A 19749-nucleotide genomic window follows, 5' to 3' on the forward strand; every position below is an offset into this window, starting at 1 on the left:
GTCTTTTATGAGGCTTACGAAACAAACAAATTATGCAGTTCGCGTTTTGATGTATTGCGCCGCAAACAATGGACGGCTGAGCCATGTTCCGGAAATCGCCAAGGCTTACGGGATCTCGGTGCTCTTCCTCTTCAAGGTGCTCAAGCCGCTTACCAATGCCGGGCTCGTCGAAACCGTGCGCGGTCGAAACGGCGGCATCCGCCTGGGTCGCGCCGCTGAGAACATCAACCTCTTTGATGTTGTGAGCGTGACCGAGGACGGATTCCTTATGGCGGAGTGTTTCGAACACAGCGAACCATCGGACTGTCCGCTGATCGGGGGGTGCAGCCTGAACTCAGCGCTGACAAAGGCTCTGGGATCGTTCTTTTCCGTATTGCGCCAGCATTCTATCCATGACCTGATCGTTTCGCGGGCTGACCTCAGTTTCCTGCTCGGCATCGACACACGCGCTCTGCGCATACAACACTAGCACGCCCCCGACCGGATAATGGACGCGTCGCAGCGCTACGGGATCGCCAAGCGATCGTCGTCGTGGCGTGCTTTTGCCGTCCGCACCATTATGACCAGCAGCCCGGCCGCCATCAACGCGAGGACAAACCAGGTGATGGCGTAGACCAGGTGATTATTGGGAAAATCGATGACCGTCAGTCCGCCGACGGGCAATCCTCCCGGATTTGGCGTTTCGTCGGCATCGACGAAGAATGGCGCGGCATTTTCAACACCGTTCTTTTGGGCAATCGCCGCAACGTCACGAGAATACCAGCGACCGGTGCTGGGATCGTTTGAGCGCAGCAGCGAACCTTTGGGCTCGCTCAAGCGGATCAATCCGGTGATGCTTGTGGCGCCTCCAATCTGGCCGGGCTGACGGGTCAGCGGGTTTTTCATGTCGAGCGGCACGAAACCGCGATTGACGATGATCGCGGTGTCGTCGGCAAGTCGCAGCGGCGTCATCACCCAGTAGCCGGGCCCGAGCGCCGTCGAAGCGTAGACGAGGCTCTCGCGGTCATTCTCGAACAGACCGCTCATCGTCACGCGCCGATATTCATCGCCCTCGGCGCTGAGCGTTTCCCATTGAGCCTGGGCCGGCGGCGCCACCGGCGCGGAATGAACCCGCGCATCGACGCGGGCGATCAGCACATGCTTCCAGGATAATCTTTCGACTTGCCAGACGCCGAGGCAGACCAGGACGACCGTCAAGAACGACAGGGCGACACATGCAATAATGCGGGAGGGCGAAAGGCGCCTTTGCTTTTTCACGACCTTTTCCTTCAAAGAAACATGTTTCGCCCCCGAAGATCTGCCGATCCTCTAAGGTATGTTTTTCATCATCGCGGGGGTCATGGTCGGCATCATATTGGTATTCAGGTGATACATCACCCAGAGGGAACCGGCGAGCGCGATGGCGATGATGACGATGGTGAAGATCAACGCCATCATTGTCCAGCCGCCCTCGGACTTCGAGTTCATATGGAGGAAATAGATCATGTGCACGACGATCTGGATGACGCCCATGGTCAGCACCAGGCTGACTGTCGCAAGTTTGCTGTGGAAGACGTCCCCGATGACCAATGCGAAGGGGATCGCCGTCAAAATGACCGACAGGACGAAGCCGGTCATATAGCTCTTGTAAGTGCCGTGACCGGCCTGGTGCCCGTGGCTATGGGCGTGATGAGCCGCATGCGCATCTTCTCTGACAGGACTTTGAGCGGTCATCCAACGACTCCCATGAGATAAACAACGGAAAAGACGCCGATCCAGACGACGTCAAGGAAGTGCCAGAACATCGAAAGGCACATCAGGCGGCGACGGTTGGCTTCGATCAGGCCATGTATGGACACCTGCACCATCAGCGTGATCAGCCAGATGATGCCGAAGGTGACGTGCAGACCGTGGGTGCCGACCAGAGTGAAGAAGGACGACAGGAAGGCGCTGCGCTGCGGACCTGCCCCCTCGTGGATCAGGTGGATGAACTCATAGAGCTCAAGGCCGATGAAGGCTGCGCCGAAGAGGCCGGTGATTGCCAGCCAGAACAGCGTTTCCGCCTTTGCATTACGCTCCATCTGCAGCATGGCGAAGCCATAGGTGATGGAGGAGAGCAGCAGCATCGAGGTGTTGATCGCCACCAGCGGCAGATCGAAGAGATCGGCCGGAGAGGGGCCGGCCGCGTAATTGCGGCCGAGCACGGCGTGTGTGGCAAACAGCACCGCAAAGATCAGGCAGTCGCTCATCAGATAGAGCCAAAAGCCGAGATTGGTGCTGTTTTCCGGATGATGGTCTTCCGTGAGGTAGAATTCAGGCTTTTCGGCCGTGTCGATAGTATGATCGCTCATGGTCTCTTATACCTGCTCGGCAAGCAGCTTTGTGCGCTTGCCTTCCGTTTCGGTGACTTCGTCGGCGGGAATGTAGAAGTCGCGCTTGTAGTTGAACGTATGGCCGATCGCGACGACCAGCATGGCGACTGCGGAGAGAACGGCCAGCCACCACATGTACCAGATCAGGCCGAAAGCGAGGGTAATGCTAAAGGCCGACAGGATCGCGCCGGTGCCGGTGTTCTTCGGCATGTGGATTGGCTTGAAACCACCGAGCGGACGTTCGTAACCGCGCTTCTTCATGTCGTACCAGCTGTCGTGATCGTGCACGACCGGCGTGAAGGCGAAGTTGTAATCCGGCGGCGGTGAAGAGGTCGACCATTCCAGCGTACGGCCATCCCACGGATCGCCGCTGTCGTCGCGCAGTTCCTCGCGCTTCCTGAACGAGACGACGATCTGGATCAGGAACGAGGCGATGCCGAGTGCGATCAGGCAGACGCCGAAGGCTGCGATGATGAACCAGATCTGCAACGACGGATCGTCGAACTGGCTCATGCGGCGAGTAACGCCCATCAGGCCGAGCACGTAAAGCGGCATGAAGGCGAACCAGAAGCCGATCTGCCAGAACCAGAAGCTCATCCTGCCCCAGAAGGCATCGAGCCTGAAGCCGAAAGCCTTCGGGAACCAGTAGTTGACGCCCGCAAACATGCCGAACAGCACGCCGCCGATGATCACGTTATGGAAGTGGGCGATCAGGAACAGCGAGTTGTGCAGCACGAAGTCGGCCGGCGGAACCGCCAGCATGACACCGGTCATGCCGCCGATGGCGAAGGTCACCATGAAGCCGACCGTCCACAACATCGGCACGTCGTAGCGGATGCGGCCGCGATACATGGTGAAGAGCCAGTTGAAGATCTTCGCTCCCGTCGGGATCGAGATGACCATCGTGGTGATGCCAAAGAAGGAGTTGACCGATGCACCCGAACCCATCGTGAAGAAGTGGTGCAACCACACGAGATAGGACAGGATCATGATCACGCAGGTGGCGTAGACCATCGACGCATAGCCGAACAGGCGCTTGCGTGAAAAAGTCGCGACCACTTCGGAAAACACCCCGAAGGACGGAATGGCAAGAATATAGACTTCCGGGTGACCCCAGATCCAGATGAGGTTGACGTACATCATAGGATTGCCGCCGAGGTCGTTCGTGAAGAAGTTCGTGCCGGCATAGCGGTCGAGCGCCAGCAGCGCGAGCGTTGCCGTCAGGATCGGGAAGGAAGCGACGATCAGGATGTTGGTGCAAAGCGTGGTCCAGGTGAAGACCGGCATCTTCATGAAGGTCATGCCCGGAGCGCGCATCTTGACGATGGTGGCGATCAGGTTGATGCCTGATAGCGTCGTTCCGATACCCGCTACCTGCAGGCCCCAGATGTAATAATCGACACCGACGTCGGGGCTATAGGCGATGCCGGAAAGCGGCGGATAGGCCAGCCATCCGGTCTTGGCGAATTCGCCGATGAACAGCGAGAGCATGATGATGATCGCGCCTGCCGTCGTCATCCAGAACGAGAAGTTGTTGAGGAACGGGAAGGAGACGTCGCGGGCACCGATCTGCAGCGGCACCACGAAGTTCATGAGGCCGGTGACGAATGGCATCGCCACGAAGAAGATCATAATGACGCCGTGGGCGGTGAAGATCTGATCGTAATGATGTGGAGGCAACGGGCCTTCATTGCCGTTGAAGGCGACCGCCTGCTGGACGCGCATCAGGATCGCATCCGAGAAGCCGCGCAAGAGCATGATGATGGCGAGGATGACGTACATGATGCCGATCTTCTTGTGATCGACGCTCGTGACCCAGTCGCGCCAGAGCGGACCCCAGAACTTGAAATAGGTGATGACGCCGAGCACCGCGATGGCACCGATGACGACACCGATGAAGGTCACGACCAGGATAGGCTCGTGATATGGGATCGATTCGAGGGTCAACCGGCCGAAGATGAACTTGAGGAGGTCAGGATTGGAAAACATTGGATTGGCCCCATGGTGGCGACGGGCTTGCGTCACCGATTTTTGCCGCCGGTACGGACAGACGCCGTCCTGGCAGGACACGAATTGAGAAAGCTACGAATGGGTTCTCGTCACTTGAGCAGCTGGCGGATTTTATCGACCGCCGAATCCGCGCTCTCCTGATAGGCAATGGTGCCTTTGAGATCGCCGTTTGCATCGACAAGCAGAACCGAGGCCGTATGGTCCATTGTATAATCACCATCGTCGGTCGGAACTTTCTTGGCGTAGATCCGCCATCCCTTGATCACGCGTTGAACCTCCGCCGGATCGCCGGTTATGCCGGTCACCTTGTCGCTGAACGAGGAGACATATGTCCGCATTGTCTCGGGCGTGTCCCGCTCCGGATCGACCGAGAAGAAGAAGGCGTGCAGGTCCTTGGCGCCTGGCCCAAGCGTCTTGAACCAACCAGACATCTCAAAAAGCGTTGTCGGGCAGATTTCAGGGCAATGCGTAAACCCGAAAAAGACGAGCGACGGATGTCCCTTCAACGCAGCCTCGGTAATCGGTTGGCCGTTGTCAGCGATGAGGCGAAAGCTTGCCCCGAAACCTGACGATGCGGCCTCCTGTTTGCTCGCCGGCATCTTCGAGACATAGCCGGCAGCACTCACACCCGCGAGCACGGCAAAGCCGATAACGACGGAGAGGAACGTTTTCCTGTTGATCATGGTATGCACCTTGATAGATGGCTGGACGGCTTAGAAGCTGAGCTTCGTTGCTGGCGGAAGCACTTCGCTGCCGCCAGGACCAGAACCGGTTGGCGTGCACCGCGCGACGACGAACGGCAGCGAGCTGCGCCCATTTGCCCCCCACGTTCGCTCGCGATCGTAGGTGAGCCTGAAGACGTTGTTGACCGACTCCATGCCGCCGCCACCTCTGGCATCGAGATCGTACATTTCGTTGAGACACATTTTCGATGGATCCGTGCACATGTTCAGGATGGCATCGTAGAGGCCGTCTTCGACCCTCGCGTAGTAGCGCACGGGATCGTTTTGGCTCGGAAGGTCGAGATCGCGATAGGCAGGCCGCGTCAACGCGACACCGTCGTTTCGCACTCTTGCGACCCAACGGTCGAAGTCATCCTTTTGCATTCCGTGGAACTTGAAGCGCATCTGGGAAAACCCGGGCCCGCTGTAGTTTGCGGAAAAGCCGTCGTAGATGCCGACGTGGTTGATGACGGCGTGCATCTTCGTTTCCATGCCGGCCATCGCGTAGATCTGTCCGGCAAGAGCGGGGATGTAAAACGAGTTCATGACCGTCGAGGCGGTGATCTTGAAGTTGATGGGAACATCAACGGGCGCAGCCAACTCGTTGACGGTCGCTATTCCGAGGTCGGGATAGACAAACAACCATTTCCAATCCATGGCCACGACTTCGACCGTAAGCGGCTTGACATCCGCCATGACCATTCGATCGGCGTCGATCCGATCAAGTTGGCGGTATGGGTCGAGTTTATGCGTGCTGATCCATGTGATCGTCCCGAGGGCGATAATGATGGCGAGCGGCGCCGACCAAACGATGATTTCCAGTCGCGTGGAATGATGCCATTCAGGATCATAGGGAGCGGACGTATTGGAACTGCGATAACGAAACGCAAACAACAGGGTCAGCATGATCACCGGCACGATGATCAGAAGCATCAGCACTGTGGAGATGACAATCAGGTCACGTTGCTGTGCGGCGACGTCACCCGATGGCGCCATCACCACCAGGTTGCACCCCGCCAGCGTGGCAAAGAGCGGCATGAGAGAAAGGCGCACCGTGATCCGCGCGAACGACCTTAGCGTTCGACATGCGTAATCAACGGCGGCCCTCGGCAAAGAAGGCGCGATCATAAAAATGTTCCGAAAGATTGTTGGCGCGGAGGGCGCCGGTCCTGAATGTGGGTTTTATCCCGAAGGATCAGACCAATTGGAGCGAACGCGGCGGCGCGCGCGGCTGCGATTTCGGAGGCACGAACGGATAGAGCGGTGTCGGATGTGCGCCAAGCAACGCAGGCTGCAGCGAGAACGCAATCCGCCGACCACATTGATCCGAAGGCGGAGGCAAAAGGACGGATGCGATAATCCTGCAGGCCTCGCAACTTTGCGCAAAACCTGCCGGTTGCTTTCCGCCGGAACTTTTGTCGTTTTCGCAAAGGGACGGGATAGAGCCGTCGGGCAGAGCGAATTCGGCTGCCGCATCGATCCGCTGCTGCAGGAGCAACGTCGGATTGAATTGATGGCCAAAACCAACGGATGCCAGGGCCAGCACGCATATGATGCGTAAGTACCTGGTTACGATCATCCGTTCGAAAAACACGGCCCTGGATCCCTCATTCGCTGCTCATCGACAGCGTTAACGATGATCGATTCGCAACGCAACACGAGGCCGTCGGCGCCGACCCGCAAATCGAGCATTATGACGCGATCTGAGGTGTCTTTGTCCGAAAGGAACGGCTGACATGCGTCTGCTTGCCCCCTCGTCGATGGACGCGGCGCATGCGGGCGCTGTCTCTCGAATCGAAGGAAGATCGGCTGCGAAGGTGTGAAGCCGCGCAGCTCTGTCAGACCTGGCGGCAGCCAGACGAGGATGAGGGGACGATGCGCATGGCGATGGAGCGGCCGGTCATGCAGCTGGCATTGTGCTCCAATCCCCATGCCTAAGGCCCGGATAAGCAGAGCTTGTGAACTTGCAGCTTATCTAATCGATATTATGTTTTGCGCCCGATTGACGCCGTTCTTCTCTTGCCGTTTTTGTGTCGGCCCGAAACCGGAGGAGGAGACGGAATGAAGGTTTATGCAAGTATCGAAGCGCTACGCCACGCGCTTGCAGGCCTCAGGGGAGAGGGCCGCACGGTCGGTTTGGTCCCGACAATGGGCTATCTGCATGCCGGGCATATGGAGCTGATGGCCCGTGCGCGCGCCGCAAATGACGTCGTCGTTGCCTCGATTTTCGTCAATCCTCTGCAATTTGGCCCCAACGAGGATCTGACGAAATATCCCCGTGATCTCGAACGCGACGGCGCCCTGCTCAGAGAGGCTGGCGTTGATATCCTGTTTGCTCCGACCGTCGAGGACATGTATCCGCGCCCGATGCTGACGGTGGTCGATGTTCCCCTGCTTGGCGGGCTGTTGGAAGGCTCGGTCCGGCCCGGGCATTTTGCCAGTGTCGCAACGGTCGTCTGCAAAATCCTCAACATTGTTCAACCCGACAGGGCCTATTTCGGCGAAAAGGACTATCAGCAGGTTGTGATCATCGAACGCATGGTGGACGATCTCGCAATCCCCGTCGAGATCACCCGCGTGCCCACGATGCGCGACAGCGACGGTCTCGCTCTTTCATCGCGCAACGTTTATCTCAGTGGGCTGGAAAGAAAGGCCGCTGTCATCGTGCCGCAGGCGCTCGACGAGGCCGAGCGGCTCGTGGCATCCGGCGTTTCGGGTGCCGATGATCTTTCAAGCAAGCTCGCGGCGTTTCTCAGTCGTGAGCCCTTGGCAAAACCGGAAGTCATAGAGGTGCGAGACGCCGCGACCCTTCAACCTGTCTCGTCCATCGATCGTCCGATCGTCATTGCCCTCTTTGTCCGGTTCGGGACCACGCGTCTCCTTGATAACCGTGTCGTGGTGGCCAAGCGAAGCACGGAGGCCGCAGCGTGAGCACACCATCATCCACCAAGCGGCTGTCACCCCCTGGCATTCGCGCCATGAAGGGTTCGCGCCCGATCGTCTGCCTGACGGCCTATACGACCCCGATCGCGCGCCTGCTCGATGAGCATTGCGACCTGCTGTTGGTCGGGGATTCGCTCGGCATGGTGCTTTACGGGATGGAAACGACCACCAGCGTGACACTCGACCTCATGATCGCCCATGGTCGGGCCGTCGTCCGTGGCGCCAGCAGGGCCTGCGTTACAGTCGATATGCCGTTTGGCACCTATCAGGAAGCGAAAGAACTAGCCTTTCGCAATGCCGTTCGAATCCTCCAGGAAACGGGATGTGATGCGGTCAAGCTCGAGGGCGGCGAAGAAATGGCCGAAACCGTCTCCTTCCTGTCGAAGCGCGGCATTCCGGTTCTCGGCCATGTGGGACTGATGCCACAGCTCGTGCATGCGACGGGCGGTTACCGCTCGCTCGGTCACTCCGACGTCGAGGCGTCCAAGATACGTCAAGATGCCCACGCGATCGCCGACGCGGGCGCTTTCGGCCTTGTCATTGAAGGAACGGTGGAGCCACTGGCCCGCGAGATCACCGGAACGCTGAAGGTTCCGACGATCGGCATTGGTGCGTCGTCGGCATGCGACGGGCAGATACTCGTCTCGGACGATATGCTCGGCTTGTTCAATGACTTCAAACCCCGCTTCGTCAAAAGGTATGACGAACTCGCCGAACACATTGCACAGGCGGCCGCACACTACGCCGACGATGTGCGTTCGCGCACCTTTCCGGCGCCCGAACATACTTTTGGAAGAAAAATGACCTGATCAGGGGCAAGTGGCGGTAGGGCTTGATGCTAGCGGCCGATCGCGGCTGTCTGCACGCCGGCACGCTGAGGATTGCCTGGGACAGGAAATAGCCCGCATGCATGCATCTTTTGCTGTTTTAAGGATCGCTTAGGGAGATCCGCCATCCTTGTCCGTCCCGCGCTGGCGCCCGACCCAGTCTGTCGCGCCTCAGAAACTGAGCCATCCATACTATAGATCAGATGCAAAGATCTGTTGCCGCGCCGGGCCGCCTGGCCGGGCGCCAGCCTCGGCATGGTTGCCACCGCAATGTCTCATTTCAATCCGTTAGGAAACGCGCGACCGTTTTCGAGGGAAGAATGTCGTATTCGTCACGAACGATTCATCCTATTCCGATCCCGGATCGAAACGACGCAGCCTTCGAGATGATTTCACTCAACGGATCGGAGCATGGCGAGGCGGGTGCGGTAATGTCTTGAGGAGTGCCCGGTTGGATGGCCGACGATCGCTCGGCAAGGTGACGACTGACGCATGCGCCGGCCAAGCCACAACAACGGCGAGACCCGAATGCCGATGCGGCAATCCTCTGTTGGCTGTTGCCACGGTGAGGTCCGTAGATACTCCGAACACCACAAGACAGTGCACCGCCTGCTCATTTTGAGCAGAGCGGAAAAATCCCTGCCTTCAGGCAAGCGGAACCACTCCCAGTCCGCATGGGATTATTATGTGAAAGGATCATGATGACCGAATTTCTAAACAAGCGCGCCCTGATCACCGGGGCCGCCCGCGGCATTGGCGCGGCGATCGCCCTCGATCTTGCCGAACGCGGCGCCGACATCGCCTTCACCTATGTCAGTTCGACCGAGGTTGCCGCCGAACTGGTTCGCAAGATCAAGGCTAAGGGTCGGCGTGCTTTTGCGATCAAAGCCGATAGCGCAGACGCCGGCGACGTCAAGCGATCGGTCGATGAAGCCGCCACATTGCTGGGCGGATTGGACATTCTGGTCAACAACGCCGGCGTGCTGTTCATGGGTCTGGTCGAGGAGATGCAGCTCGAACACATCGACAAGATCCTCGCGGTCAACATCCGCGCCGTCGTGCTCGCCTCGCAAGCCGCCATTCCACACCTTAAGGAGGGCGGCAGGATCGTGACGATCGGCTCGTGTCTCGCCGAGCGCGTGGCGTTCCAGCAGGTCGCCGTCTATTCAATGTCGAAATCCGCGCTCCTGTCCTTTACCCGCGGTCTCTCGCGTGAACTGGGGCCGAGGGGGATTACCGTCAATCTTATTCACCCCGGCCCAACCGAGACCGACATGAGCCCACCGGATGCACCGGGGGCCGAAGCCATGCGCGCTCAGATCGCCCTCGGCCGATATGGCACGGACAAGGATGTTGCCGCGGCGGTCGCATTCATCGCAAGCCCGGCCGCAAGGCACATTACCGGCACGGGTCTGAACGTGGACGGCGGTATGAACGCTTGATCCCATGGTTTCGGCTGTCCTAGCCGGCAATCGGCCCGACCTGCGCAATCGATAAGATTTCCGCTCGTTCTGCCTTGCGAACAAGGCGCGGTGCATGAGCAATTCGCATCGCGCCGTCGCCGTGACGCATCGATCGCTAGACGATGCAGATCCGGCGACAGCCTGGCTCATCAACGACCCGAGAGGCATCCGCTCCATTCGGAGCAATCTCTTGACGTTTGCCTCAGATGGCACGGTCCGAAGACCTCCCCCTTCAGATCAATGAAAGGAAATATACTTGTCATCCTACGACGCCGAGATTGCGGATGGCGCGACCGTTCGCGAGGAAGAAATTTCAAACGGGCCCCTTGCATGGACCTCTGTCTTTGCCGTCGCACTTGGGATTTTTGCCTTCGTCACGGCAGAATTCCTTCCGGTCGGTTTGCTGACCGAAATGGCGTCGGATCTCGGCGTGTCGGAGGGCAAAGCAGGGTTAATGGTCACGATGCCCGGTGTGACGGCAGCCTTCATGGCTCCGATTCTGACGGTCATCACGGGTAGATTGGACCGGCGCACTGTTCTTTGCATATTGATCGTCTTGCTTCTGCTTTCAAACCTCCTGACGGCGGTCGCCTCCGATTTCGTCATTGTCCTCACCGGACGGTTCTTCCTGGGCATGGGACTGGGAGGCTTCTGGGCGATTGGCGCCGCCCTCGGTCCGAGGCTGGTTCAACGCGCCTCGGCTGGAAAAGCAACCTCGATCATCTTCGCGGGCATCTACGTTGGCTCCGTTGCGGGTGTGCCGCTCGGGACCTTCCTTGGGAATGCCTTTGGGTGGCGACTTTCATTCGGCGTCTCTGCGGCGGTCTCCGCCATCCTGCTGCTGTTGTTGTTCGCTGTCATGCCGAAACTGCCGCCGCTATCTCGCATCCGCTGGTCGGACCTTCCGGCGCTCCTCAACAATCGGGCGGCTCGTAGCGTCCTGTCTGTGGCCATTCTGGTCTTCTTCGGCTATTTCGCGGCTTATACCTACGTCACCCCGCTGCTCGTCCAAATATCCGGCCTTGAGCCGAATGTCGTCGCCATCGTGCTGGTCGGCTCGGGAATTGCAGGATTTTTTGGAAACCTGCTTGGCGGCTGGGCCGTCAATCGAGGGTACAGGCGTCCTTTGCTCGTTGCGATCGCCCTCATGTTCGTCGCCATCGGACTTCTTCCGATGACACATGGCCAACCATTCGCCGCAGTTGCGCTGGTCTGCCTCTGGGGTGCCGCATACGGACCGATTCCAATGCTGCTCCAATCCTGGGTTTTGGATGCCGCATCCAGATCGATGGAAAGCGGTTCGGCCCTTTACATTGGCTTGGTCCAAGCCGCGGTCGCGGCAGGATCCCTTGCCGGAGGCTTGCTGATGGATGCCACCGGCATATCGGCAACGATCTATTCGGGGGCAATCACCATCGGCTGCGCCCTGATCGCAACCTATGCCCTCGCACCACAAGGGCGTTGACCAGGACGGTATCCTCGTTTGCTTTTCTGCCGCAACCGAGATGAATACACTTAGGGTGAATACAGATGGCAGGCACTTTCCTGACCGCTCGTTTCCGACAGTGTGAGAGCCGATCGATATCGGCTCTCGACAGCCCCATGGTCCGCCGAAGCGAGCACGCGCTGGCGGCATTTGACGTCCTTGTCGCGTCCAATGCGGCCTTCTCGTGCATTGCCTCCGGCCGCCCCAGAACGTCAACTCTATCGCGAGATTGCCGGCCACAATTCGGCAATCGGGAGCGATGTGTTGTATTTCACCTGCTTCAAGGCGAAGCTTGACCTGATATTTGCAACACCAGGGGTGCGCGTCAGTTTATCGAGGATAAAATCCTTAAGCGCGACGGTGTCACGTACGACGACGCGCAACAGATAGTCCGCGTCTCCTGACATAAGATAGCACTCCATCACTTCAGGCAGTCGGCTGACGGTCGTCTCGAACACGTCAAGGACGGGCTCGGACTGCCGTTCCAGTGTGACATGGATGAAGACGCTGACCGTCCCGCCAAGCTTCTCGGAATCCAGAAGCGCCACATAGTCTTTGACGATGCCGGCGTTTTCGAGCGCCTTGACGCGGGCAAGGCAAGGCGAAGGCGACAGCCCAACGCGCGAGGCGAGCTCGACATTGGTCAGCTTGCTCGATTTTTGGAGCTCCGCAAGTATTTTGCGATCAAAGCCGTCAAGTTTCATTCCGTCCCCATTCTATGCTGAAGATCTTAGCGAATGCCGCATGATCTGCCGGACACCCGGTATTCCGGGTCATTTCCGGCATAATACGCTTACTGGTTTATGGTACAAGTGTTCTAAATAGGAGGAATGATGATGAATGCCATTTCCAGTCAAACGAACGCACATGCACTGACCGCCGGTGATCCCGATCCGGCCGAGACCTCGGACTGGCTCCAGTCGCTGGAATCCGTCACCAAGACGGAAGGCGGTCGCCGTGCACGCTTCCTGTTGGATGCGCTCGACCGCAGGGCGAAGGAGATCGGTGTCGTCGAGGAAAGCCCTCCTTACTCCCCATACCGCAACACGATCGAACTCGACAAACAGCCGCCCTTTCCAGGTGATCTGGCCATGGAAGAGCGCATCACCTCGATCATCCGTTGGAACGCATTGGCAATGGTCGTGCGCGCCAACCGCGCCTATGGCGAGCTCGGCGGCCATGTCGCCAGCTACGCGTCCGCGGCGGAAATTTTCGAGATCGGCTTCAACCATTTCTTCCACGCCAAGAGTGACGATCACGGCGGCGACCTCGTGTTCTTCCAGCCCCACTCTGCGCCGGGCGTCTATGCGCGTGCCTTCCTCGAAGGGCGCTTGAGCGCAGATCACCTCGCGCATTATCGCCAGGAAATCGCCGGCGAGGGGCTTTGCTCCTACCCGCACCCCTGGCTGATGCCCGACTTCTGGCAGTTTCCGACGGGTTCGATGGGCATCGGGCCGATCAGCGCCATCTACCAGGCTCGCTTCATGCGTTACATGCGCGACCGCAAGCTGCAAGATACCGATCCCCAGCATGTGTGGGGCGTGTTCGGCGACGGCGAAATGGACGAGCCGGAATCGATCGCGGCCCTGTCGTTGGCCGCTCGCGAGAAGCTGGACAACCTGACCTTCATCATCAATTGCAATCTGCAGCGTCTCGACGGCCCCGTGCGCGGCAATGGCCAGGTCATCCAAGAGCTGGAAAGCCTGTTTAAAGGGGCCGGATGGAATGTCATCAAGGTCCTTTGGGGCTCCGAATGGGATCCGATTTTCGCGCGCGACGAAAACCATAACCTCCTCAAGCGCTTTGCGGAGACTGTCGATGGCAAGTACCAGACCCTTGGGGCCAAGGACGGCGCCTATAATCTCGCCCATTTCTTCGATGGCGACCCCGAGGTACGGAAGCTTGTCGCCCATATGTCGGACAAGGATATCGATCAGCTGAAGCGCGGCGGCCACGATTTCCGCAAGCTCTACGCAGCCTTCAACGCTGCCAAAGCGACGAAGGGCCGTCCGACCGTCATCCTCGCGAAGACCAAGAAAGGCTACGGCATGGGCGGGGCGGGTGAATCCCGCATGACCGCGCATCAGGCAAAAAAGCTTGATATCGATGCCTTGCTCGCGTTCCGCGACAAGTTCAATCTCCCGCTGACCAACGAGCAGGTCGAAAAGCTCGAATTCTTCCGCCCGAGCGCAGATTCGGCCGAGCTCACCTATTTGCGAAACCGGCGCGCCGCCCTCGGCGGCTATTTGCCGAAGCGGCAACAGTCTGCCGAAGCGATTTCGGTTCCGGCCTTTGCGAGCTACGCGGATTTTGCGGTCAAGGCAGATGGCAAGGACATGTCGACGACGGTCGCGGTCGTGCGCTTGTTCAGCAATCTGCTGAAAAGCAAGGATTTCGGGCCTCGCATCGTGCCGATCGTCGCCGACGAAGCGCGTACCTTCGGCATGGACAACCTGTTCCGCCAGGTCGGCATCTACTCACCGGTCGGCCAGCTTTACGAGCCGGAGGATGCCGGATCGATGCTGTACTACAAGGAATCCGTCGATGGTCAGCTCTTGGAGGAAGGCATCACCGAAGCGGGGGCGGTTTCTTCCTGGGTGGCGGCAGCCACCGCATACAGCGTCCACGGTTATCCGATGCTGCCCTTCTACATCTACTATTCCATGTTCGGTTTCCAACGGATAGGCGATCTGATTTGGGCTGCCGCCGATCAAAGAGCGCGAGGCTTCCTGATCGGCGCCACGGCCGGCCGTACGACGCTTGGCGGGGAGGGGCTGCAGCATCAGGATGGAAACAGCCACGTCATGGCGGCGATGATCCCCAATTGCCGGGCATACGATCCGGGCTATGCCTACGAGATGGCCGTGATTGTTGATCATGGCGCACGCCGGATGATCCAGGATGGCGAGGACGAATTCTATTACATCACCGCGATGAACGAGAGCTACGCACAACCCTCAATGCCTGCCGGCATCGAGGAGGGGATCGTCAAAGGCATGTATCGCCTTGCCGGCCCCAAGGATATCGCGATCGTCCGGTTGCTCGGCTCAGGCGCAATCCTGCCGGAAGTCGTCGCCGCCGCCGAATTGCTGAACAGCGAATGGGGCATCGAAGCCGAAGTCTTCAGCGTTACGAGTTTCAGCGAACTGGCGCGCGAAGCTCGCGAGATCGAACGGGAGCAAATCTTCGGACAGAATGCGGCAACGCGCAAAAGCCATGTCGAAAGCCTTCTATCCGGGTCGGCACCGATCGTCGCCGCGACGGACTACGTCCGCGCCTATCCGCAGCTCATCGCGTCCTATGTTGCGGCCCGGTTTGTCGCACTCGGGACGGACGGGTTTGGACGAAGCGATACCCGCCAAGCCCTGCGATCATTCTTCGAGGTCGATCGCCACCACATCGTCGTTGCTGCCCTTTCGGCCCTCGCCGCGGAGGGAAAATTCGACCGAAAGAAAGTTTCGAAGGCGATCGACAAATACGGGCTCGCAAGCGGGCGTGCCGCGCCGTGGCTGCGCTGAGCCCAGGCGCGCCAACCGGCTAGACGACAATCGTTGAGATTTCGGCAAACGATCCGGCCAAGACCCTGAGAGGTGTCTCAGGCCCGACGTGTCGAAGAAGGAGGAAGCGCCCATGGGCGTTCAGCAGACAATCGAGTTACCAGATATCGGCGACTACAAGGACGTTCCAGTGGTCGAGATCATGGTCAAGCCCGGCGACACCGTCACCGTTGATCAGCCCCTGATCGTCTTGGAATCCGACAAGGCCACGATCGAAGTACCATCGCCTGTGGCCGGCACGGTCGTGGACCTGTTGGTCGAGGTGGGCAGGAAGGTCTCCAAGGGCGTTCCGGTTCTGACCATAGAGGCGAGCGAGGGGACGAGCGCGCCAGCCTCGCCGGCGAAGGCCGAACCGCTGGAGGAGCCGCAAAAGACGAGCGCGCCGGCCAAGGTCGAAACGCCCGCCACGAAATCGGAGCTCACAGTCCCGGTGGCACTTTCCACTGCCTCGACACATGCCACGCCCTCGGTGCGCGCATTCGCCCGCGAGCTCGGCGTCGATCTGAAGGAGATCCCTGCCTCTGGCCCCAAGGGGCGCATCCTGCGCGAAGATGTGCAGACCTTCGTCAAGAACAAGCTCGCCGCTAACGGCACCACGCCCGTCGCCGGTGCATCGTCAGGATCGGGCATTCCGGCAATGCCTTCGTTCGATTTTGCCAAGTATGGCGAAATCGATCGGGTGCCGTTGTCGCGGATCCAACAGATTTCCGGTGCAAACTTGCATCGCAACTGGCTGAACATTCCGCATGTCACGAACTTCGATAACGCCGATGTCACGGATCTCGAAACCTTCCGTCTGGCGTTGAACGCTGAAAAACGCCAGCCCTCGATAAAGCTCACGATGGTCGCCTTCCTGATCAAGGCATCCGCCCTGACGCTCGCTGCCTATCCGCGATTCAACACCTCGCTTGAAGGCGACACGCTGATCCAGAAAAAATACGTCCATGTCGGATTTGCCGTCGATACGCCGAAAGGCTTGATGGTGCCTGTGATCCGCAATTGCGATCGCAAGGGCCTCGTCGAGATTGCCAATGAGATGGCTGCACTGTCCGAAAAGGCGCGGCAAGGAAAACTCCTGCCGACCGACATGGAGGGTGGCTGCTTTTCCGTCTCGTCGCTGGGCGGTATTGGCGGTGCAGGCTTTACGCCGATCATCAACGCGCCGGAAGTCGCCATTCTCGGCGCCGCGCGTTCGCAGATGCAACCGGTCTGGGACGGGACGGCCTTCCAGCCAAGGCTGATCATGCCGGTCAGCCTGTCATGGGATCACAGGGTCGTGGACGGTGTCGCGGCTGCTCGGTTCCTCGGGCACCTGGCCGCCCTGCTCGGTGATTTTCGCCGCGCCATCCTTTGATCGTCCATCCCGACGTCCTTTTTTTTGCGAAAGAGCCCGCATGACAACAGTGGAAATTCTCGTCCCCGATCTTGGTGACTTTAAAGATGTGCTGGTTGCCGAGGTCTTCGTCAAACCCGGCGATATCGTTGTCGTTGAGCAGCCCGTGGCCTCCGTCGAGACCGACAAGGCGACGATGGATATTCCTTCTCCCGCGGCCGGGACCATAGGCGACGTCAAGATTAAAATCGGAGACAAGGTTGGAAAAGGCACGTTGCTGGCGACGCTCGTACCGGCCGGATCGCCGCAATCCGAAGCGTCGATACCGATCGCCGCTCAACTCGCGTCGGTCGAAGTCGCCACGCAACCGTCTACTGGCGCGGCGGTCACCGCCGTCGAGGGAGCCTACGACCTCGTCGTGATCGGCGGCGGTCCGGGTGGCTATTCTGCCGCCTTCCGCGCCGCCGACCTCGGCTTGCGGGTAGCGCTCATCGAGCGGTACCAGACCCTGGGCGGCGTTTGCCTGAATGTCGGTTGCATTCCCTCGAAGGCGCTGCTCCACGTTTCGGCCGTCAAGGAAGAGGCAGAAAGACTTGGCGCGCACGGCGTAAGCTTTCCCGCCCCGGTGATCGACATCGACAAACTGCGCGCCTTCAAGGACGCAACGATCCACAAGTTGACCGACGGACTGGCGCAGATGGCGAAGATGCGCAAAGTCGAGCGCATCACCGGCACGGCGCAGTTTGCAGGCTCCCACCACCTGCTGGTTTCAGCCGGCGGAAGCGAACAACGCGTCGATTTCAAATCCTGCATCATCGCCGCCGGTTCCTCGCCGGTGTCGCTTCCCTTTCTTCCCAGCGACCCGCGCATCGTCAATTCGACAGGGGCACTGGCGCTTGCGGCAATCCCGGCGCGGATGCTGGTGATCGGCGGCGGCATCATCGGGCTCGAAATGGCGACGGTCTATAGCGCGCTGGGCGCAAAGATTGACGTCGTCGAGCAATTGGACGGGCTTCTTGCAGGCGTCGATCGCGATCTCGTCTCGATTTGGCAAAAACGAAACGCCCATCGCTTCGATCGCATCATGCTGGCGACACGGCTTCAGTCTGTCAGCGTCTCCGAAGAATCTCTGACCGCGGCGTTCGATGCAGATCAAGCCGAAGGCGACTACGATCTGATCCTTCAGGCAGCAGGGCGTCGCCCGAACGGCGACAGTCTCAATCTTGCTGCAGCCGGCATTCGTGGCGAACGCGGTTTCATCGCTGTCGATCAGGAAATGCGGACGAATGTTCCCCACATATTTGCGATCGGCGACATCGTCGGTCAACCGATGCTCGCCCACAAGGCGGTGCATGAGGGACATGTGGCCGCCGAAGTCGCAGCGGGCCACAAAGCAGCATTTGAACCTGCCGTCATTCCAAGTGTCGCCTATCTCGACCCCGAAATCGCCTGGGTGGGCATGACGGAAGATTCCGCCAAAGAAAACGGCATCAAGGTCAAGGTCGCACGTTTCCCTTGGGCTGCATCGGGCCGCGCGATCGCCAACGGAGCCGAATACGGGATGACAAAGCTGGTATTCTCCAGCGAGACCGGCCGCATTGTCGGCGGCGCGATCATCGGTCCAAACGCCGGCGACATGATCGGGGAAGTGTGTCTCGCCATCGAACTCGGCGCCGATGCCGTCGATATCGGCAGGACAATCCATCCTCACCCGACCCTCGGGGAAACCATCGGCATGGCGGCCGAAGTCGCCGAAGGCAGCTGCACCGACCTGCCGCCGTCGAGAAGGTCGTGAGCGACCTGGCTCTCTGCGTAGATGACCGTGACCGGTCGACAGCCATGACCTTCCTTTCCGATTGAAGCCATCTGGCCGGTTCAAATCATCTGCAAACACCATTGTTCCCGCGCGTCTCCAAAGCGGGGGCGCAAGTCCTCATCGAGACAATCAGTCACAAAGATCGGCCTAACATGCGCGGCGCGGCTCATTCCTATCGTGGTCCTCTTCTCATGGTCCTCTCGACAGGCTCCTATATCGTCAGCGACACATTCATGAAGCTCGCAACCGCAGGGCTCCCGCCTTACGAAGTGTTGTCTCTGCGCGGAATATTTGCGACGAGCTGGGGCGTGTTGCTCCTGAGTGTCCTTGGGAAGTGGGGCCAGATGCCCGTTGTCTTCGACCGGTGGGTGACGGCGCGAAACCTGATCGAACTGCTCTGTGTCCTCTGTTACGTCCTTGCATTGGCGAACATGCCGATTGCCAATGTCGTCGCACTCACGCAGATCACGCCACTCGTCGTCCTCATCGGGGCATCCTTGATGTTTGGTGAGCGTCTGAGTGTCCTGTCGATGGTGCTGATTGGTATAGGCTTTGCCGGAGCCGTGCTGGTCGCCCAACCGGGAAGAGGCACGCTGACTTCCTTTGCGCTTCTTGCAATCGGCAACGCGGTCTTCGGTGCGCTGCGCGACCTTGTCGGCCGACGCGTCCCCAGCCATGTTCCTGGGATCATGGTGGCCTTCGGCGCTTGCATACTTGTCCTTGCCGGCGCAATCGCGATGCACCTTATATTCGAAGAGACAACCGTTCCCGGCGCGCACCATCTCCTGCTGCTGGCCGCCTCGGGGCTCTTCCTGTTCGGCGGGCATTATCTTCTTTTCATGGCCTATCGGCTCGGCCCGACGGTCAATGTCGCGCCCTTCTACTATTTCTTCACGTTCTGGGCATTGATTGCCGGCATTTTCGTTTTCGGCACTTTGCCCAATCTGATGGCGCTGACGGGCATTCTGCTCGTCATTGCAAGCGGCCTTGCGATCGTCGTTCTCGATCGGCGCCAGCTCCGAAAAGCGCTCGTCGAGTGATTAGGGACGTAAAAGCCCGAGTGCTTGTTTGCGAGGCGGGCAATGCGGCGTGCTCGGACTGCTCAAGCGGTTCCGGCGCGACGCGTTCGATCGACCCGCCTTAAGGACCCACTCTCATGTTCGCCCTTACAAGATGCAGGAATAGAAAAATTGTCGCCCTGTCGTCAGGGCGTTTCGTTGCGTGTGGATGCATCCTGGGGA

17 protein-coding genes are annotated in these 19749 nt (G+C 59.3%); 10 read left to right on the forward strand and 7 right to left on the reverse strand.

Annotated features, from left to right (window positions below; translation table 11 throughout):
* Positions 1 to 7 precede the first annotated feature (7 nt).
* Positions 8 to 469 (forward strand): iron-responsive transcriptional regulator RirA, encoded by a 462-nt coding sequence (rirA, locus tag ACIQJ2_RS36750; protein ID WP_400677772.1) that lies wholly within the window; start codon positions 8 to 10, stop codon positions 467 to 469.
* A gap of 35 nt (positions 470 to 504) precedes the next feature.
* On the opposite strand, the gene ACIQJ2_RS36755 is transcribed toward rirA, so the two are convergent.
* The 6 genes from ACIQJ2_RS36755 to cyoA all read right to left on the reverse strand — a co-directional run bounded on the left by ACIQJ2_RS36755 (position 505) and on the right by cyoA (position 6121).
* Entirely contained in the window at positions 505 to 1257 is a 753-nt protein-coding gene (locus ACIQJ2_RS36755; protein WP_400677773.1) for an SURF1 family protein, read from the reverse strand.
* Between the two features lie 51 nt (positions 1258 to 1308).
* Positions 1309 to 1713, reverse strand: a complete 405-nt coding sequence (gene cyoD, locus ACIQJ2_RS36760; RefSeq protein WP_113379966.1) for a cytochrome o ubiquinol oxidase subunit IV — start codon at positions 1711 to 1713, stop codon at positions 1309 to 1311.
* Positions 1710 to 2330, reverse strand: a complete 621-nt coding sequence (gene cyoC, locus ACIQJ2_RS36765) for a cytochrome o ubiquinol oxidase subunit III (protein ID WP_113379967.1) — start codon at positions 2328 to 2330, stop codon at positions 1710 to 1712. The genes cyoD and cyoC overlap by 4 nt, the downstream gene beginning before the upstream one ends.
* 6 nt (positions 2331 to 2336) lie before the next feature.
* Complete coding sequence (cyoB, locus tag ACIQJ2_RS36770) at positions 2337 to 4340, reverse strand: cytochrome o ubiquinol oxidase subunit I (RefSeq protein WP_400677775.1); 2004 nt, start codon at positions 4338 to 4340, stop codon at positions 2337 to 2339.
* Positions 4341 to 4450: 110 nt separating this feature from the next.
* Positions 4451 to 5044 carry an SCO family protein gene (locus ACIQJ2_RS36775; RefSeq protein ID WP_113379969.1) on the reverse strand — a complete coding sequence of 198 codons (594 nt, stop codon included), beginning with the start codon at positions 5042 to 5044 and terminating at the stop codon, positions 4451 to 4453.
* A 30-nt stretch (positions 5045 to 5074) separates the two neighbouring features.
* Positions 5075 to 6121 (reverse strand): ubiquinol oxidase subunit II, encoded by a 1047-nt coding sequence (gene cyoA / locus ACIQJ2_RS36780; protein ID WP_400677786.1) that lies wholly within the window; start codon positions 6119 to 6121, stop codon positions 5075 to 5077.
* Between the two features lie 735 nt (positions 6122 to 6856).
* On the opposite strand from cyoA, the gene ACIQJ2_RS36785 reads away from it, so the two are divergent.
* From ACIQJ2_RS36785 to ACIQJ2_RS36805, 5 genes are all read left to right on the forward strand, one after another.
* Positions 6857 to 7021, forward strand: coding sequence for a hypothetical protein (locus ACIQJ2_RS36785; RefSeq protein ID WP_400677776.1), 165 nt, complete (start codon positions 6857 to 6859; stop codon positions 7019 to 7021).
* A 123-nt stretch (positions 7022 to 7144) separates the two neighbouring features.
* Positions 7145 to 8014 carry a pantoate--beta-alanine ligase gene (panC, locus tag ACIQJ2_RS36790; protein WP_400677778.1) on the forward strand — a complete coding sequence of 290 codons (870 nt, stop codon included), beginning with the start codon at positions 7145 to 7147 and terminating at the stop codon, positions 8012 to 8014.
* Positions 8011 to 8835, forward strand: a complete 825-nt coding sequence (gene panB, locus ACIQJ2_RS36795; protein WP_400677780.1) for a 3-methyl-2-oxobutanoate hydroxymethyltransferase — start codon at positions 8011 to 8013, stop codon at positions 8833 to 8835. Before panC ends, panB begins: the two co-directional genes overlap by 4 nt.
* Before the next feature lie 719 nt (positions 8836 to 9554).
* Positions 9555 to 10295 (forward strand): SDR family oxidoreductase, encoded by a 741-nt coding sequence (locus tag ACIQJ2_RS36800; RefSeq protein WP_113335227.1) that lies wholly within the window; start codon positions 9555 to 9557, stop codon positions 10293 to 10295.
* Between the two features lie 277 nt (positions 10296 to 10572).
* Positions 10573 to 11781 carry an MFS transporter gene (locus ACIQJ2_RS36805; RefSeq protein WP_400677782.1) on the forward strand — a complete coding sequence of 403 codons (1209 nt, stop codon included), beginning with the start codon at positions 10573 to 10575 and terminating at the stop codon, positions 11779 to 11781.
* Between the two features lie 239 nt (positions 11782 to 12020).
* Here the strand turns inward: ACIQJ2_RS36805 and ACIQJ2_RS36810 are convergent, their stop codons facing one another.
* Positions 12021 to 12506 carry an Lrp/AsnC family transcriptional regulator gene (locus tag ACIQJ2_RS36810; protein WP_113335215.1) on the reverse strand — a complete coding sequence of 162 codons (486 nt, stop codon included), beginning with the start codon at positions 12504 to 12506 and terminating at the stop codon, positions 12021 to 12023.
* A gap of 132 nt (positions 12507 to 12638) precedes the next feature.
* Between ACIQJ2_RS36810 and mdeB the strand changes: the two genes are divergently transcribed.
* From mdeB to ACIQJ2_RS36830, 4 genes are all read left to right on the forward strand, one after another.
* A complete protein-coding gene (mdeB, locus tag ACIQJ2_RS36815; RefSeq protein WP_400677788.1) occupies positions 12639 to 15320 on the forward strand; it encodes an alpha-ketoglutarate dehydrogenase in 2682 nt (893 codons plus the stop codon).
* A gap of 112 nt (positions 15321 to 15432) precedes the next feature.
* Positions 15433 to 16713 (forward strand): dihydrolipoyllysine-residue acetyltransferase, encoded by a 1281-nt coding sequence (gene aceF, locus ACIQJ2_RS36820; RefSeq protein ID WP_400677783.1) that lies wholly within the window; start codon positions 15433 to 15435, stop codon positions 16711 to 16713.
* Between the two features lie 40 nt (positions 16714 to 16753).
* On the forward strand, positions 16754 to 18487 hold the full coding sequence (lpdA, locus tag ACIQJ2_RS36825; RefSeq protein WP_113379976.1) for a dihydrolipoyl dehydrogenase: 1734 nt from the start codon (positions 16754 to 16756) through the stop codon (positions 18485 to 18487).
* 173 nt (positions 18488 to 18660) lie between these two features.
* Complete coding sequence (locus ACIQJ2_RS36830) at positions 18661 to 19548, forward strand: DMT family transporter (RefSeq protein WP_400677784.1); 888 nt, start codon at positions 18661 to 18663, stop codon at positions 19546 to 19548.
* Positions 19549 to 19749: the final 201 nt, after the last annotated feature.

Source organism: Rhizobium sp. NPDC092011 (genome assembly GCF_044756305.1).
In the GTDB taxonomy this organism is placed as follows: domain Bacteria; phylum Pseudomonadota; class Alphaproteobacteria; order Rhizobiales; family Rhizobiaceae; genus Rhizobium.